This is a genomic window from Iamia sp. (assembly GCF_035575815.1).
In the GTDB taxonomy this organism is placed as follows: Bacteria; Actinomycetota; Acidimicrobiia; order Acidimicrobiales; family Iamiaceae; genus Iamia.
This window is the reverse complement of record NZ_DATLXO010000184.1, coordinates 1-16,241: the sequence shown is the minus strand read 5'-3', so window position 1 is coordinate 16,241 and position 16,241 is coordinate 1. Positions and strand designations below refer to the sequence as shown.

Annotated in this window: 14 protein-coding genes; 2 read left to right on the top strand and 12 right to left on the bottom strand. The window is 71.4% G+C overall.

The window, feature by feature from the left end; all coding sequences use genetic code 11:
- The 8 genes from secA to ahcY all read right to left on the bottom strand — a co-directional run bounded on the left by secA (position 1) and on the right by ahcY (position 8,896).
- Complete coding sequence (gene secA, locus VNL12_RS18755; RefSeq protein WP_325596572.1) at positions 1-2,733, bottom strand: preprotein translocase subunit SecA; 2,733 nt, start codon at positions 2,731-2,733, stop codon at positions 1-3.
- A 52-nt stretch (positions 2,734-2,785) separates the two neighbouring features.
- Entirely contained in the window at positions 2,786-3,472 is a 687-nt protein-coding gene (locus VNL12_RS18750) for a response regulator transcription factor (protein WP_325596570.1), read from the bottom strand.
- A 66-nt stretch (positions 3,473-3,538) separates the two neighbouring features.
- Complete coding sequence (gene hpf, locus VNL12_RS18745) at positions 3,539-4,144, bottom strand: ribosome hibernation-promoting factor, HPF/YfiA family (protein WP_325596568.1); 606 nt, start codon at positions 4,142-4,144, stop codon at positions 3,539-3,541.
- A 12-nt stretch (positions 4,145-4,156) separates the two neighbouring features.
- Positions 4,157-4,807, bottom strand: a complete 651-nt coding sequence (locus tag VNL12_RS18740; RefSeq protein ID WP_325596566.1) for a ComF family protein — start codon at positions 4,805-4,807, stop codon at positions 4,157-4,159.
- A gap of 36 nt (positions 4,808-4,843) precedes the next feature.
- Positions 4,844-5,845, bottom strand: coding sequence for an aldo/keto reductase family protein (locus tag VNL12_RS18735; RefSeq protein WP_325596564.1), 1,002 nt, complete (start codon positions 5,843-5,845; stop codon positions 4,844-4,846).
- Positions 5,846-5,887: 42 nt separating this feature from the next.
- Positions 5,888-6,391, bottom strand: a complete 504-nt coding sequence (locus VNL12_RS18730; protein WP_325596562.1) for a DUF2516 family protein — start codon at positions 6,389-6,391, stop codon at positions 5,888-5,890.
- Between the two features lie 29 nt (positions 6,392-6,420).
- Positions 6,421-7,422: an NADP-dependent oxidoreductase gene (locus VNL12_RS18725; RefSeq protein WP_325596560.1), complete on the bottom strand. Its 1,002-nt coding sequence runs from the start codon at positions 7,420-7,422 to the stop codon at positions 6,421-6,423.
- A gap of 28 nt (positions 7,423-7,450) precedes the next feature.
- On the bottom strand, positions 7,451-8,896 hold the full coding sequence (ahcY, locus tag VNL12_RS18720; RefSeq protein WP_325596558.1) for an adenosylhomocysteinase: 1,446 nt from the start codon (positions 8,894-8,896) through the stop codon (positions 7,451-7,453).
- A 245-nt stretch (positions 8,897-9,141) separates the two neighbouring features.
- On the opposite strand from ahcY, the gene VNL12_RS18715 reads away from it, so the two are divergent.
- Complete coding sequence (locus tag VNL12_RS18715) at positions 9,142-9,930, top strand: SDR family NAD(P)-dependent oxidoreductase (RefSeq protein ID WP_325596556.1); 789 nt, start codon at positions 9,142-9,144, stop codon at positions 9,928-9,930.
- A gap of 15 nt (positions 9,931-9,945) precedes the next feature.
- A complete protein-coding gene (locus tag VNL12_RS18710) occupies positions 9,946-10,839 on the top strand; it encodes a TIGR03619 family F420-dependent LLM class oxidoreductase (protein WP_325596554.1) in 894 nt (297 codons plus the stop codon).
- A gap of 99 nt (positions 10,840-10,938) precedes the next feature.
- Here the strand turns inward: VNL12_RS18710 and VNL12_RS18705 are convergent, their stop codons facing one another.
- From VNL12_RS18705 to VNL12_RS18690, 4 genes are all read right to left on the bottom strand, one after another.
- The gene (locus VNL12_RS18705) at positions 10,939-11,886 is read right to left on the bottom strand and encodes a 5'/3'-nucleotidase SurE (RefSeq protein WP_325596552.1); all 948 of its coding nucleotides are present in this window, start codon (positions 11,884-11,886) and stop codon (positions 10,939-10,941) included.
- 130 nt (positions 11,887-12,016) lie between these two features.
- Positions 12,017-13,747, bottom strand: coding sequence for an N-acyl-D-amino-acid deacylase family protein (locus tag VNL12_RS18700; protein ID WP_325596550.1), 1,731 nt, complete (start codon positions 13,745-13,747; stop codon positions 12,017-12,019).
- Between the two features lie 255 nt (positions 13,748-14,002).
- Positions 14,003-14,884, bottom strand: a complete 882-nt coding sequence (locus VNL12_RS18695) for a hypothetical protein (RefSeq protein WP_325596548.1) — start codon at positions 14,882-14,884, stop codon at positions 14,003-14,005.
- Positions 14,885-15,205: 321 nt separating this feature from the next.
- Positions 15,206-16,018, bottom strand: a complete 813-nt coding sequence (locus VNL12_RS18690) for a PPK2 family polyphosphate kinase (RefSeq protein WP_325596546.1) — start codon at positions 16,016-16,018, stop codon at positions 15,206-15,208.
- Between the last annotated feature and the right edge of the window lie 223 nt (positions 16,019-16,241).

Sequence of the window (16,241 nt, the reverse complement as noted above, 5' to 3'; positions counted from 1 at the left end):
TCAGCTGCTGCTGCCGTGGCAGAGCTTGAACTTCTTGCCCGAGCCGCAGGGGCAGGGCGCGTTGCGGGGCGTCTTGTCCCAGTCCGAGCGCACCACCGGGGCCCGGCTGGCGGCCTCGGAGACCTCGGGTGGCGCCTCGAGGCCCTCATCGGCGACCTGGGCCCGCGCCGCGGCCTTGATGGTGGTGTCGCCGCCGGCGGAGGGGTCCTCAGGGCCCGACGTGGTGAGCTGCTCGGGCGGCGGGGCCTCGGCCTTCTCGTCCTCGACCACCACCTGCACGTGCATCACGTACTTCACGTGATCCCGGGCGATGGTGCGCATCAGGGTGCCGAACATGGCGAAGCCCTCACGCTGCCACTCGACGAGAGGATCCTTCTGGCCCATGGCCCGCAGGTTGATGCCTTCCTGGAGGTAGTCCATCTCGTGGAGGTGCTCACGCCAGTGCTGGTCGATGAGCCGAAGGGCCACCTGGCGCTCGATCTCGCGCAGGTTGTCCGCGCCCAGCTCCTCCTCGCGCCGCTCGTAGTAGGCGGTGGCCTCGCCCATCAGCAGGTCGTAGACCTCGTCGCCGCCCATCGCGGCGCGGAGCGCATCCTCGGTGAGCTCGGTGGGCCAGTAGGTGGCCACATCGACCAACAGGGTCGGAACGTCCCACTCCTCGCCGAAGTCACCCTGGCAGTGGGTGGCGATGAGCTCGTCGACCGCCTCGGCCAGGTTCTGCAACGTCTCCTCGCGCAGATCGGCGGCGTCGAGGATCTGGTCGCGGCGCCGGTAGATCACCTTGCGCTGCTGGTTCATGACCTCGTCGTACTTCAGCACGTTCTTGCGGATCTCCGCGTTGCGCTGCTCGACGGTGTTCTGCGCCCGCTCGATGGCCTTGGTGACCATCTTGGCCTCGATGGGCACGTCGTCGGGCAGGGCCTTGCCCATCACCCAGTTCATCGCCCCCGTGGCGAAGAGGCGCATCAGGTCGTCCTCGAGCGACAGGTAGAAGCGGCTCTCCCCCGGGTCGCCCTGACGCCCCGAACGTCCCCGGAGCTGGTTGTCGATCCGCCGCGAGTCGTGACGCTCGGTGCCACACACGTAGAGCCCGCCGAGCTCGCGCACCTTGTCGCCCTCGGCCTTGCACTCCGACTTGTACCGGACGGCCAGCTCGTCGTAGCGCGCGCTGCCGTCCTCGCCGTCGGTCGGGTCGAGCCCCTCGGCCACGGTGTCCTTCTCGGCCAGGCCCTCGGGGTTGCCGCCGAGCAGGATGTCGACGCCGCGCCCGGCCATGTTGGTGGCCACGGTGATCGAGTGGAGGCGCCCGGCCTGGGTCACGATCTCCGCCTCGCGGAAGTGCTGCTTGGCGTTCAGCACCTCGTGGGGCACGCCCCGCTTGTCGAGAAGGCGGGAGAGCTTCTCGGACTTCTCGACCGAGATGGTGCCGACCAGCACCGGTTGGCCGGTGTCGTAGCGCTCCTGGAGGTCGTCGACCACGGCGTCGTACTTGCCGTCCTCGGTCTTGTAGATCAGGTCCGCCTCGTCGAGGCGCTGGAGATCCCGGTGGGTGGGGATGGGCACGACCTGCAGCTCGTAGGTCGCGCCCAGCTCGGCGGCCTCGGTCAGCGCGGTGCCGGTCATGCCGGCCAGCTTCTCGTAGAGGCGGAAGTAGTTCTGGAGGGTGATCGTGGCGAGGGTCTGGTTCTCCTCCTTGATCTTCACCCCCTCCTTGGCCTCGACGGCCTGGTGGAGGCCCTCGGACCAGCGGCGACCCTCGAGCACCCGCCCGGTGAACTCGTCGACGATCTTCACCTCGCCGTTCTGGATCAGGTAATCCTTGTCGCGCTTGAAGAGCTCCTTGGCCTTCAGCGCGGCCTGGAGCTGGTGGACCAGGTTCTGGGACACCTCGTCGTAGAGGTTCTCGACCGCCAGGGCCGTCTCGACCTTGGTGACGCCCTCCTCGAGGGGGACGACGATGCGCTTCTCCTCGTCGACCTCGTAGTCCTCGTCGCGCTTCAGGCCCCGCACGATGGAGGCGAAGCGGTAGTAGAGCTTGGCCGCATCGGCCAGGCGGCCCGAGATGATCAGCGGGGTGCGCGCCTCGTCGATCAGGATCGAGTCGACCTCGTCGACGATGGCGTAGACGTGGCCCCGCTGGGTCTTGGCCTCGGTCGACATGGCCATGTTGTCGCGGAGGTAATCGAAGCCGAACTCGTTGTTGGTGCCGTAGGTGATGTCGCGGCCGTACTGCTCTCGCTTGTGGGCCGGGCTGTTGTTGCCGGGGATGATCAACCCGACGGTGAGCCCGAGGAAGCGGTGCAGCTGGCCCATCCACTCCGAGTCGCGGGTGGCGAGGTAGTCGTTCACGGTGATGATGTGGACGCCCTTGGCCCCCAAGGCGTTCAGGTACACCGGAAGGGTCGACACCAGCGTCTTGCCCTCACCGGTCTTCATCTCCCCCACCCACCCGAAGTGCAGGGCGGCGCCGCCCATCAGCTGGACGTCGTAGTGGCGCTGACCCAGAACGCGGGTGCTCGCCTCGCGGACCACCGCGAACGCCTCGACCAGCAGGTCGTCGAGGTCCTCGCCGTTCTCGAGGCGCTGGCGGAACTCGACGGTCTGGTGCGCCAGGGCCTCGTCAGAGAGGGCCTGCACCTCCGGCTCGAGCGCGTTGATGTCGGGGACGAGTCCGGCGAGGGCGCGGACCTTGCGCCCCTCGCCGGCGCGGAGGAGCTTGTCGAAGACACCCATGGTGCGAACACTGTACCGAGCGAACACCGCCTCGACCTCCGGCGGGCCGGGTTCAGCCGTCGAGGTCGGCGATCTGCTGGCGCACGGCGTACAGCGCGACCTCGTGGCGAGAGTGCAGCTGCAGCTTCTCGAGGATGTTGCCGACGTGGTTCTTGACCGTGTTCTCCGAGATCATGAGCTCGGCGGCGATCTCGCGGTTGCTCAGGCTGCGGGTGATCCCGCCCAGGACCTGGCCCTCCCGGGCGGTCAGCCGCGGCAGCGACCCCGGGAGCCGCCCACCATCGACGCGGTTGGCCAGGACGGTGAACTCGGTCAGCAGCTTCGAGGCCATCGACGGGGTCACCAGGCTCTGGCCGGCGGCGACGGCCCGCACGGCGTCGGCGACCTCCTCGATGGAGAGCTCCTTGAGCAGGTAACCGACGGCTCCTGCCTTGAGGGCGTCGTAGAGATGCTCCTCGGTGTCGCTCACGGTGAGCATCACCACCCGAGCCGACGGCACCTCGACGGCCAGGCGCCGCGCCGCCGCGATGCCGTTCATGCCCGGCATGCGCACGTCGAGCAGCACCACGTCGGGGGCCGACTCGCAGGCCTGCTCGATCGCCTCGTGCCCGTCGCCGGCCTCGCCCACGACGACGATGTCGGGCTCGGGTTCGAGCACCATGGCCAGCCCGCGGCGGAACACGGCGTGGTCGTCACAGACCAGCACCCGGATCGGCTCGACCTCTCGGTCGCTCGTCACCGGGCCCGGAGCGCGGTGGTCACCCCGGCCCCCGTCGGCCGCTCGCCGCGACCGGCAACCGCGAGGTCAGCCATCCTCGTCGATGAGCCCGATGTCGCCGTCCTCACGCCGGTAGACGACCGCGGCGCGCGCCGTGTCGAGGTTCGTGAAGAAGAAGAAGCCGTGCCCGAGCAGATCCATCCGCTGCGCCGCCTCGTCCGCCGTCATGGCAACCGGTGCGAAGCGCTTCACCTTGACGATGCGCGGGGCCCGGTCGACACCGGCCCGGTCGGGCGGCAGCGCCTCGGTCTCAGGTGCCGCCAGGTCGGTGAGGTCATCGGGCACCAGCTGCCCGTCGACCGGCGCGGCCTGGCTGCGACCCGATCCGCGCCGCTGGCGCTGGAGCTTGGTCTTGAGCTTCTTCAGCTGGTGCTCGAGCTTGGTCACCGCCTTGTCGACGGCGACGTAGCCGTCGGCCGCGGAGACCTTGGCCCGCACGTGGTGACCGTGGCCCTCGAGGGTGACCTCGCACAGCTCGGGCTCGGCGATCCTCGGGTTGCGGTGGGTGGTGAAGTGCACCTCGGCGTGCTCCATGCCGTCGACGAAGCGGTCGAGTCGCCCCACCTTCTCCTCGGCCAGGAGGCGGAGCCTCTCGGGGACCTCGGTGTGCCGGGCGCTGACGGTGACCTCCATCGGCGGAACTCCTCAAGCTCGGGGAAGCCGATGGTAGACGGGTTGGCCGGGAGGGGTTCCCGGGGCGGCCGGGGCCCGCCGCGACGGTGTGCGGGCGGCCGCTGCGGGCACCACGACGGCTCCGGCGCGGCGCAACGCGGCCACCGCCGCCCGCAACGTGGTCCCCGTGGTCACGACGTCGTCGACCACCAGCACCCGGGTGCCGGGAGCCAGACGCCGCCGGGGGGTGAAGACCGGACCGGCGGATCGCCGCTCGGACGCCGGTCGTCCGGTCTGGGCGGGGCCCTCGACCCGCCGCAGCAGGGCCCGGGTCGGCACCCCCAGGCGGCGCGCGACCGCCCGGGCCAGCACCTCCCCATGATCGAAGCCCCGCCGCCGACGGTGCTCGCCGGTGGTCGGGGCCCAGGTGACCAGCTCGATCGCCGCGTCCCGCACCTGGGCCGCCAGGCCGTCGGCCAGCCAGGCCACCACCTGGCGCTGGTTGCGGTACTTGATCCGGGCCACCAGGGCCCGGGCCGGACCGTCGTAGCGCAACAGCGCGATCAGGCCGTTCACCCCGGGCGGATCGGGCTCGGGTGCGGGCGGACCGAGCGCGCCGTGGCAGCTCGGGCAGGGCGACGCACCGGGTCGATCACAGGCGGCGCAACGGGTGGCGAGCAGCATCGCCTCATCATGGTGAGGGGGTGCGACAGCGAACGGCTATGGCCGCTTGCGAGGGGAGGTGGTGAGCTTGGCGTCGGAGACGACCTTGTCGCCCAGCACCTCGTCGACGCGGGCCACCAGGTCGTCGTCGAGGGTCAGGTCGGCGGCGGCGACGGTGGCGGTCAGCTGTTCGGGCCGCGACGCGCCGACGATGGCCGAGGCCACGTTGTCGTTGCGCAGCACCCAGGCCACAGCCATCTCGGCCATGGTGATCCCCGCGTCGGTGGCCAAGGGCTTGAGCTTCTGGATCCTCTCGAGCAGCTCGTCATCGGCGAGCCAGTGCGCGATGAAGTCCTTGCCGCTGTTCTCGTCGGTGGCCCGGCTGCCCTCAGGCGGCGGCTGACCGGGCGGGTACTTGCCGGTGAGCACACCCTGGGCCATCGGCGACCACACGATCTGGGACAGGCCCTCGTCGCGGCAGGCGGGGACGACGTCGCGCTCGATGACCCGCCACAGCATGGAGTACTGGGGCTGGTTCGACACGAACGGGATCCGCAGCTCGCGCGCCAGGGCCGCGCCGCGCCGGATCTGATCGGCCGTCCACTCCGAGACGCCGATGTAGCCGGCCTTGCCCGAGCGCACCACGTCGGCGAACGCGGCCATCGTCTCCTCCAGCGGCGTCGCGAAGTCGTAGCGGTGCGCCTGGTAGAGCTCGATGTGGTCAGTGCGCAGGCGGCGCAGGGAGCCCTCGATCGACTCCATGATGTGCTTGCGCGACAGGCCTCTGTCGTTCGGGCCCGGGCCCGTCGGCATGTAGACCTTGGTGAAGATCTCCAGCCCCTCGCGCCGCTGGCCCTCGAGGGCCTCGCCGAGCACGGACTCGGCCCGGGTGCCGGCGTAGGCATCCGCGGTGTCGAACGTGGTGACGCCGAGGTCGAGCGCGGCGTGGACGCACGCAACCGCGGCGTCGTTCTCGACCTGTGAGCCGTGGGTGATCCAGTTGCCGTAGCTGACGGCGGAGACCTTGAGGCCGCTGCGTCCGAGGTGTCGATGGTGCATGGGCCCGACCCTATTGAGGCGGATCGGACTTCACACGCCGCGCTATCGCGGGCCGAACGGTCCGTAACCGGGAGGAGGACCCAGGCCGCTTCCGGGTGGCGGCGGGAACCCGCCTCCTGCGGGAGGGGGGCCGCCGTAGCCCGGAGGAGGAGGGCCGCCGTAGCCACCGGGAGGGGGACCGCCGTAGCCACCGGGAGGGGGACCGCCGTAGCCCGGAGGAGGCGGACCGCCGAAGCCCGGCCCGCCCCGCTCCTCGGCCTCGATCACCTTGCGACGGAACGCTGCGAACCACACCACCGGCACGATCCCGCCGACGATGGACGCCGGTCCCAGGCAGGCGCAGCAGACGAGGCCGAGCACGGCGCTGCCGATGGGCAACCCGATCCAGAGGCCCTTGACCGTGCCGGCCTGCTGGAAGGCCACGTCGGGGCGCTTGCCGGCGTCGATGGCGGTGAAGATGTTGGCGGCGACGACGGCCAGCGTGATCACCAGGAAGATGATGAACAGCGCCGAGCTCGCGCCGTCGAAGGCGAAGTCGCTGCTCACCGTCGCCAGCCTAGTGACCGCCGCCCTACCTACCCGACCCTGACCATCGTCTTGCCCACGTTGGCCCCGGTGAACAGGCCGTTCAGGGCGTCGACGGCGTGGGGCAGACCGTCGAAGACCTGGGCCCGGTACACCAGGCGACCATCGGACTGCCACGCCTGCAGGGCGGTGAAGGCCTCGTCGAAGCGATGCCACTGGCTCAGGGTGTTGAACCCCTGCATCAGCCCGCAGCGAGCCAGCAGGTTGGTGTAGTTGGCGGGGCCGGGGTGCTCACCGGTGAGGTAGCTGGAGATCACGCCGCAGAGGGCGACGCGGCCGCCCTGGGCCAGGCGGCCGAGCACGGCGTCGAGGATCGGCCCGCCGACGTTGTCGAAGTAGACGTCGACCCGAGCACCGCAGTGCTCGCGCAGCCCGGCGGTCACGTCGACGCGGTGATCGATGCAGGCATCGAAGCCGAACTCCTCGACGGCGGCACGACACTTCTCGGGTCCGCCGGCGATGCCCACCACCCGCGCCCCGGCGATCTTGGCGATCTGGCCGGCCAGCGAGCCGGTGGCCCCGGCGGCGGCGGAGACGACGACGGTCTCGCCGGGCTGTGGCCTCCCGATGTCGGTCATGCCGAAGTACGCGGTCGCCCCGGTCGAGCCGTAGACGGCGAGCATCGCCTGCTGGTCGACGTCCCGGGGCACCGGCGTGGTGAACAGGTCGTCCCTGCCGATCACGTACTCCTGGAAGCCCGAGAGCGTCGTGACCACGTCACCCACCTCGTAGGCGGCGCAGCGGGAGGCGACGACCTCGCCGATGCCGGCGGCCCGCACCACCTCCCCCAGCTGCACCGGCGGGAGGTAGCCCCGCTGGTCGTCGAGCCACGTCCGCGCCGCGGCGTCGATGCCGATGTAGGTGGTGCGGATCAGGGCCTCGCCCTCTCCCGGCTCGGGGGCCGGCCGCTCGATGAGCTCGGTGTCGCCGTCTCGCACCAGACCGGTGGGTCGCCGGCGCAGCACGATCTGACGGTTCACCAGGCCGGTCATGGCCCGAAACGTAGCGCCGGGCCGACGGTCAATAGCGATAGTGGTCGGACTTGTAGGGCCCGTCCACCTGCACGCCGAGGTAGTCGGCCTGGTCGGTGCTGAGCTCGGTGAGCTTCACGCCGAGGGCGCCCAGGTGGAGGCGGGCCACCTTCTCGTCGAGCAGCTTGGGCAGCACGTAGACGCCGACGGGGTAGTCGGCGTTCTTGGAGAACAGCTCGATCTGGGCGATCGTCTGGTTGGTGAAGGAGTTCGACATAACGAAGCTCGGGTGGCCGGTGGCACAGCCCAGGTTCATGAGCCGGCCCTCGGCCAGGACGATCACCGAGTGGCCGTCGGGGAACTGGAACTCGTTCACCTGCGGCTTGACCTCGATGTTGCGGACGTCGCTCATGCGGGCCAGGCCGGCCATGTCGATCTCGTTGTCGAAGTGGCCGATGTTGGCCACGATCGCCTGGTGCTTCATCCGGCCCATGTGCTCGGCGGTGATGATGCCCTTGTTGCCCGTGGTGGTGATGAAGATGTCAGCCCGGTCGAGGACGTCCTCGAGGGTCGTGACCTCGAAGCCCTCCATGGCGGCCTGCAGGGCACAGATGGGGTCGACCTCAGAGACGATCACCCGGGCGCCCTGGCCCTTGAGCGACTGGGCGCAGCCCTTGCCCACGTCGCCGTAGCCGGCGACGAACGCGACCTTGCCGCCGATCATGACGTCGGTGGCCCGGTTGAGCCCGTCGATGAGGCTGTGGCGACATCCGTAGAGGTTGTCGAACTTCGACTTGGTGACCGAGTCGTTGACGTTGATGGCCGGGAACAGCAGCTGACCGGCCTCGAACATCTGGTAGAGGCGGTGCACGCCGGTGGTGGTCTCCTCGGTGACGCCGAGGATGCCCTCGGCCACGCCGGTCCAACGCTGGGGCTCCTTGGCCAGGCTCTCGGTGAGGAGGCCGAGCACGACGGCCCACTCCTCGGAGTCCTCCTCGGTGGCCTCGGGCACGCGACCCTCGCCCTCGTACTGCTTGCCCTTGTGCACGAGCATGGTGGCGTCGCCGCCGTCGTCGAGGATCATGTTCGGGCCGCCACCGTCGGGCCAGCGCAGGGCCTGGTCGGTGCACCACCAGTACTCCTCGAGCGTCTCCCCCTTCCAGGCGTAGACGGGCACGCCGCGAGGGGCGTCGCTGGTGCCCTCGGGGCCGACCACGGTGGCCGCCGCGGCGTGGTCCTGGGTGGAGAAGATGTTGCAGGACACCCAGCGCACATCCGCGCCGAGCACCACGAGGGTCTCGATGAGCACCGCGGTCTGGACGGTCATGTGCAACGAGCCCATGATGCGGGCGCCCCGGAGGGGCTGGGTGTCGGCGAACTCGGCGCGGGTGGCCATGAGCCCGGGCATCTCGTGTTCGGCCAGCTGGATCTCCTTGCGGCCGAAGCCGGAGAGGGAGAGGTCCGCGACCTTGAAGTCGTCAGGGGCGAGGGGCATGGGTGGATCCTTCTGGGTCTCGGCGATGACGTCGCGCCCGTGGCGCGACCGACGCATCGGTTGGTGGTGACACCGGGCCGGAACCAGCTGGCTCACCCTTGACAGCCCTGCGGGGTCGCACCGACGAGGCGGCGACGACCACGGGAAAGGCTAGCGCCCCTGAGCAGGCCGGCCCGGAACCGGCGGCACGACGTCGGGACCCGGCAGCACCGCACCGTCACTAGAACGTGTTCTAGTGTCGGGCCATGGCTGAGCTCGTGCCCCTCACCACCCCCCTGCCCGGGCCCCGTCTGACGGGCCGCTCCGCGCTGGTCACCGGTGGGGCGTCGGGCATCGGTGCCGCCACCGCGCTGCGCCTGGCGGCCGAGGGGGCGACGGTGCTCGCCGTCGACCTCGACGGCGAGGGCCTGGGCCGCACCGTCGCCGCCCTCCCCGCCGAGGCCACCGGGGGCATCACGCCGCACGTGGCCGACGTCTCCGACGAGGATGCGGTGGCCGGTGCCGTCGCCGTCGCGGTCGAGGGCGGCGGAGGTCTCCACGTCGTCGCCAACATCGCCGGCATCCTGCGCGCCGCCCACACCACCGAGCACTCCCTCCAGATGTGGGACCAGGTGATCCGGGTCAACCTCACCAGCACGTTCCTCGTGTGCCGGGCTGCGCTCCCCCACCTGCTCACCGGCGGCGGGGCGATCATCAACTCGGCGTCGACCTCGGCGTCCTTCGGCCACCCCTGGATGGCGGCCTACGCGGCGTCGAAGGGCGGCGTGGCCGCCCTCACCCACACCCTGGCCGTCGAGTACGCCAAGCGGGGCGTGCGGGTGAACGCCATCGCCCCCGGCAGCGTGCGCACGTCGATGACCAAGGGCCTGGACTTCCCGGCCGACGCGGACTTCGACCTGATCGCCCGGATCATGTCGCCCATCGGGCCCGGGGACCCCGCCTCGGTGGCCGCGGTGGTGGCCCTGCTCGCCAGCGACGACGGGGCCCACATCAGCGGCGAGATCATCCGCATCGACGGCGGCACCCACGCCTGAAAGGGAGTCCCCACCGTGCGCTTCACCATCGGGATGGCCTACGGCCCCCCTGAGCACTACGTCCCCATCGCCCGCGCCGCTGACGCCCTCGGCTACTGGGGCGTCGCGTGCTCCGACCACGTGCTCAACGTGGAGACCCTCTCCACGCCGTACCCCTACACACCGGACGGCAAGCGGCGGTGGGACCTCAAGACCGACTGGCTCGACCCGTGGGTCGCCATCGGGGCCATGGGTTCGGCCACCGAGAGGCTGCGGTTCACGACCAACGTCTACGTGCTGCCCATGCGCAACCCGTTCGTCACCGCCAAGGCGGTGGCCACCGCGTCGGTGCTGACCGGCGGGCGGGTGTCGCTCGGCATCGGCATGGGCTGGTGCGAGGAGGAGTTCGACCTCATGGAGCAGCCGTTCCGCCGGCGGGGCAGGCGGGCCGACGAGGCCCTCGAGCTCATGCAGAAGGCGTGGAGCGGAGAGATCGTCGAGCACCACGGCGAGTTCTACGACGTTCCCCGGTTCGAGATGAACCCGCCGCCGCCCGGACCGGTGCCGGTCTTCGTGGGAGGGCTGTCAGACGCGGCGATCCGGCGGGCGGCGCGCCACGACGGGTGGATCTCCGACTACATCTCGCTCGAGGAGGCGGCCGAGTACCGCCGGCGCATCGACGAGCTGCGGGCCGCCGCCGACCGGGCCGACGAGCCCTTCACCTTGATGGCGTCGCTGAAGGACGCCTTCGACGTCGACGGCTTCGGGCGCGCCGCGGAGGTCGGCGTCACCGACATCCTGACCATGCCGTGGGCCTACTACCACGGCTTCACCGACGACCTGGAGGCCAAGGTCGAGGGCCTCGAGCGCTTCGCGGCCGACATCCTCTCCCACTTCCCCGATCCCCACTCCTCTTCTCTCGCGCCTTGAACCCGCGACATTGCGTCGCGGCGCCGCTCCCGGCGCGACGCAGCTTCAGGATCTGTCCTCCTGCCACCAGGCCGACCGCCAGGCTGACCCCCGGCGCTGCTACTCCTCCACGGCGTCGGGATCGACCGCTTCGGGCGGCGTGTCGGGCTCGTCGGGCACGACCGACAGGGTGGCGAAGCCGTTCACGAAGGCCTCGACGTCATCGACCGGGTCCTCGAGCGTCGAGGTGCAGTCCTGGGGGTCGAGCGGGTTGCCGCTGGTGCCCGGGTCGACCTCGGCCAGGCCCCGGATCTCGCCCGCGGTGCAGGTCGGGACGTTGATGCTGGCCACCTCGACCGGAGCCTCCTCGGCGAGCAGCGCGTCGAGGCTCTCCTCCACCCAGTCGACGACGAACGGGATGGCCGCGTCGTAGTCCGAGGGGATGGGCAGGCCGCTGCTCACGGCCAGGGAGGGAACGCCACCGGCGGCGCCCGCTCGCGCCGCGCCCACGGTGCCCGAGACGTCGACCAGCGGACCGACGTTCTGGCCCTCGTTGATGCCCGAGACCACAAGGTCTGGCTCGAGGCCCATCTCCTCGAGGGCCACCCGCACCGCGTCGGCGGGGAAGCCGTCGACCGTCGTGACCGGCCGGCCGCTCGCCGTCTCGGCCTCGGCGGAGGCGACCGGTCCGTCGGTGAACGTGCCGCCGCGGCCGCTCTGCTGCTCCAGCGGAGCCACCACCACGACCTCCGCCCCCTCGAGGGCGGCGAGGGCCTCGGCCACGGCGTCGATGCCGTCGGCGTCGTAGCCGTCGTCGTTGGTGACGAGGATCTCGAGCGTCTCGGTCCCTGCGGCATCGGCATCGCCGTCGCCGTCGCCCGGGGCCGTGTCGTCGGTGGTCCCCTCATCGGTGGCCGCCGACGTTGTGGTGACGCCGCTGTCGTCCGCGCTCGACGAGTCGTCGTCGCCGCCGCAGCCGGCCAGCGCGGAGCCGACGAGGGCGAGGAGGACCACGGAGACCGCGGCGAGACGCCGATGGGGACGAGCGTGGGTGAGGGGGGATGTCATGGGTGGTGGGACCTCGGGGAGGGGCGTGGGTTCGGGGCGAGGATGTCGGGCGTCGGTGCGGGGTCAAGGACATGGGATGTCGATGCCGGGCGGCGGCGCCGCAGTGCGTCGGGCCCGCGGGTCCCGACGCTCACGCCGCGGGTGCCGGGCGGGCACCGCGCAGCAGGCGCCCGGGGGTGGCACCCGTGCGGGCACCACCCTCACGGGTGACGACGCCTGACTTCACCGTGGCCAGGTAGCCGTCGACGCCCTGGAGCATGCGCCGCCCACCGGCGGGGAGGTCGTAGGCCGCGACCGGCGTGTGCAGCCGCAGGTTGTCGTGGTCGATGACGTTGATTTCGGCCACGAGCCCGGGCGCCAGCACCCCGCGGTCGCCGAGGCCGTAGAGGCGAGCGGTGTCGCGGGTCTGACGCTGGACCACCAGCTCGAGTGGCAGGCCGTCGCCGCGGCTGCGGTCGCGGGCCCAGTGGGTGAGCATCCACGTCGGGGTCGACCCGTCGCAGATGAACCCCACGTGGGCGCCGCCGTCGCCCAGCCCGAGCACCGCCGCGGGGTGCATCAGCATCTCCCGGGTCGGCTCGCTGGTGCCCTCGCTGTAGTTCAGGATCGGCAGGTACAGCAGCCCGTCACCGCCATCCGCGAGGAACGCGTCGTAGGCGACCTCGAGCGGATCGCGGCCCTGGCGGGCGGCCACCGCGGCCAGGGTGGCGTCGGGTCCGGGCTCGTAGTCGACCGGGTCGCCGAGCAGGAAGAACCGCTCGTAGGACGCGTGGAGCGCGGCGCGGGTCTCCTCGTCGGGCTCCCAGCCGAGGATCGACGCGCGGACCCCCGGGTCCCGCAGGGCCGCGACCCTCTTCGCCGGCGGCAGGGCGGCGATCGGGGCGTAGGTCGGGATGCTGTCGAGCAGGCCGTAGGTGGTGTGGAGCCCCGCCAGCAGGCCGGTGGGCCGCCCGGCCACTTGGGGGTGCAGCGGTGCCCCCTCGGCGCAGGCCTCGGCCGAGATGTCGCACAGCTCGCGCCAGAGGTCGGGGGCGGCGTCGACCTGCAGCAGCGCGAAGGTCACCGGTCGCCGGGTGGCGGCGGCGAGCCGGCGCATCCAGTCGACCTCCTTGCGGGGGGCGACGATGTCCTCCCCGGCCGAGCCCATGGGGGCCAGCTCGAACACCCCTGTGCCGGCACGGGACAGGGCGGCGCCGATGCCGAAGAGCTCGTCCTCGGCGGCGAAGGTGCCGGGCACGGGCTCACCGTCGATCGCCACGTGGGCCATGGTGCGGCTGGTGCTGAAGCCGAGGGCGCCGGCGCGGATCGCCTCGGTGACCACCGCGCTCATGCTCTCGATGTCGGCCGGGGTGGCGGCCTCGTTGTGGGCGCCACGGTCACCCATGGCGTAGGCGCGGACCGCGCCGTGCGCGACCTGGGTGCCGACGTCGATGGTCCACTGCCGCCGGTCGAGGGCGTCCAGGTACTCGGGGAAGGTCTCCCACTCCCAGCTGATGCCCTCGTGGAGGGCGGAGCCGGGGATGTCCTCGACCCCCTCCATGAGCCCGACGAGCCAGTCGCGGCGATCGGGCGGACACGGCGCGAAGCCGACCCCGCAGTTGCCCATGACGACGGTGGTGACGCCGTGCTCGGCGCTGGGGCACGGGTCGTCGTCCCAGGTGACCTGGCCGTCGTAGTGGGTGTGGATGTCGACCCACCCCGGGGTGACGAGCGCCCCGTCGGCCTCGACCTCGGCGCGGCCTCGCTCGGGCACCCGGCCCACCACGGTGATGCGGTCGTCGTCGATGGCCACGTCCGCCGTGCGCGCCGGCGCCCCCGTCCCGTCGACGACGGTGCCGCCCCTGATCACCAGATCGTGCATTGGTCACTCCTCCGTCAGCCTGGACATCTGTCCAGTTCTCCGACGGCGTCACCGTACCCGCGCCCCGCCCCCCCGCCCGCCCACCTCCCCGAACTGGTAGCGGGATCGGGTGCCCCCACCCCCGGATCCCCGACCAGTTCGCCCGAACCGCGGACCCCGAGCGAACTGGTCACCGGATCGGGGGCCCGAGCCCCCAGATCACTTACCACTTCGCCGAGCCGACGGCGGGCCGGCCGACCGCACGCCGCGCGCCAGTCATGCGGCGTGGTGCACGTGCATCTGGCGCCGAGCATCGGCGACGGCCGCCACGACCCGGAGGCGCCGGTGCCAGATGTCGACCTCGGGCACCTGGACGACCACGAATCCCGCCGACTCCAGCGCCTTGCGACGGATGTCGTCGGCGGCCACGTCGGTCAGGGCCGAGTGGTAGCGGCCACTGTCGACCTCAGCGACAAGGGGCAGGTCATCGGCGAGGAAGTCGACCCGGCCGCACCACCTCACATCGTCACCCAGGTCGACCTGACGGCGCATCGGTGGCAGTCCCGCGTCAGCCAGGATCCGGGCGAAGCGGGCTTCCAGGTTGCTCGCCGGGGGCACGTAGTCGGCCGGGAGGGAGTCGAGCAGCTCCCGCATGGCGACGGTGCCCGCCCGACCCCGGTGCATCACGGGGGCGAGCTCCGCTCGGACCGACGGCGCCGAGAGCAGGCGGCGGCTCCACAGCGAATCGAGCATCCGCTTGAGCTTCTCGGGGTGGACCCGGGGGGCCATCTGCAGCAGGAGCAACGCCGGTCGCACCACCGGGACCTCGTCGAGCATCGCCGCGAAGGGATCGGGCAGGTGCCTCGGGTGGTGGACCGTGGCCAGCGAGGACGGGGTCTGGCGCGGGCGGAGCGTCGTCACGTGCACCGGCGCCAGGCGAAACCCGGCGAGACCCCACAGCGCCGCCGCCGAGTGGTGCGAGAGGTAGGTGGAGGGGCCGACGTCGAGCACGGCGGCCAGGGCCTGCTGCAGGTCCGTCGGCGGCGCACCCCGCCGCCTCACCACGCCACCGGCCAACCGCTCCCACCCACTCCCGCCCAGGCGGTGGCGCCACGCGTCGCGGGAGAGGCCCAGGGCGGCGACCTGTCGGTCAGCCACCAGTCCGTGCTGCCGTTCCGACAGCGTCATCAGTGCACGGTCTCGATCGTCCATGCAAAGGCATTCAAGCAAGGGGGTGTGACAGTGGCCGCGGTTGGGGCCTGCTGGGTGGCGACGAAACCGCCAGACCACCCCGAACTGGTAGGGGAATCGGGGCCTCCAGCCCCCGGATTGCTGACCAGTTCGACGAGCAACGCCAGTCCGCGCCGAACTGGTAGGGCAATCGGGGGCGCCGGGCCCCAAATCGGCGACCAGTTCGCTGGATGGTCGACGCCCGGAGCCGGGCTGCGCTCGCCCGGGGCCACGGTCGCGGCGCTGCCGTCAGGTGATCTCGATGCCGGTGAGGTCGTCGGGGCTCTCGGGGTACTGGGGGTCGAGGCGCTCGAGGCGGTCGACGAGGATGGTGCTCACCGCCCAGTTGCGGTACCACTTCCGGTCCGCGGGGACGACGTACCAGGGGGCCTGATCGGTGGTCGTGCGCTCGATGGCCTCGGTGTAGGCCCGCTGGTAGTCGTCCCAGCGGTCGCGGACGACGAGGTCGGCGAGGCGGAACTTCCAGTGCTTCGTCGGGTCGTCGAGGCGCTCGCGGAAGCGCTCGGCCTGCTCGTCGCGCGAGATGTGCAGGAAGATCTTGACGATCTCGGTGCCCTCGGTGGCCAGGTGGTTCTCCCACGCCCAGATGGCGTCGTAGCGCGGACGCCAGACCTCCTCGGGCACGAGGCCGGTCACCCGGGCGACCAGCACGTCCTCGTAGTGGGAGCGGTTGAACACCGCGATCTCGCCCCGGGCGGGGGTGCGGGCGTGCACCCGCCACAGGAAGTCGTGGGCCCGCTCGGCCTCCGACGGCGCCTTGAACGACGTGATCTGCACGCCGGCCGGGTTCACCCCCCGAAAGACGTGCTTGACGGTGCCGTCCTTGCCTCCGGCGTCGAGCGCCTGGAGCACCAGCAGCAGGCTCCGTCGCCCCTCGGCCCACAGCCGCTCCTGCAGCTCGGCCAGCCGGATCGTCAACAGCGACGTCGCCTCGATCGTCTCGTCCTTGTCGCCCGGCGCGCCGTCGGCGCCGCGGGTGTCGACCTCCGCAAGCGTGAGGGGCGATCCGGGACGAATCCTCCAGCGGTCAGCGGCAGCCATGGCGCGGACTCTACCGCCGGCTCAAGGCGTGGCCGGACGACCACAAAGAGTCTTTGAAGAGCGGGCGGCCGAAGCCGTCCGGGAAGTTCCCCCGTGCGAACTGGTAAGGCTTGTGGGGGCGGGGACCCCCGATCCGGTGACCAGTTCGGACCGGTCGCGCCAGATCCCCGAACTGGTAGGGCTTCTGGGGGCGGGAACCCCCGATCCGGCGACCAGTTCGGAT

Bases quoted from the DNA above. Each gene is read 5' to 3' on its own strand.
- secA (WP_325596572.1), bottom strand. From the start codon at position 2,733: ATGGGTGTCTTCGACAAGCTCCTCCGCGCCGGCGAGGGGCGCAAGGTC.
- hpf (WP_325596568.1), bottom strand. From the start codon at position 4,144: ATGGAGGTCACCGTCAGCGCCCGGCACACCGAGGTCCCCGAGAGGCTC.
- VNL12_RS18740 (WP_325596566.1), bottom strand. From the start codon at position 4,807: ATGCTGCTCGCCACCCGTTGCGCCGCCTGTGATCGACCCGGTGCGTCG.
- VNL12_RS18735 (WP_325596564.1), bottom strand. From the start codon at position 5,845: ATGCACCATCGACACCTCGGACGCAGCGGCCTCAAGGTCTCCGCCGTC.
- VNL12_RS18725 (WP_325596560.1), bottom strand. From the start codon at position 7,422: ATGACCGGCCTGGTGAACCGTCAGATCGTGCTGCGCCGGCGACCCACC.
- ahcY (WP_325596558.1), bottom strand. From the start codon at position 8,896: ATGCCCCTCGCCCCTGACGACTTCAAGGTCGCGGACCTCTCCCTCTCC.
- VNL12_RS18715 (WP_325596556.1), top strand. From the start codon at position 9,142: ATGGCTGAGCTCGTGCCCCTCACCACCCCCCTGCCCGGGCCCCGTCTG.
- VNL12_RS18705 (WP_325596552.1), bottom strand. From the start codon at position 11,886: ATGACATCCCCCCTCACCCACGCTCGTCCCCATCGGCGTCTCGCCGCG.
- VNL12_RS18700 (WP_325596550.1), bottom strand. From the start codon at position 13,747: ATGCACGATCTGGTGATCAGGGGCGGCACCGTCGTCGACGGGACGGGG.
- VNL12_RS18690 (WP_325596546.1), bottom strand. From the start codon at position 16,018: ATGGCTGCCGCTGACCGCTGGAGGATTCGTCCCGGATCGCCCCTCACG.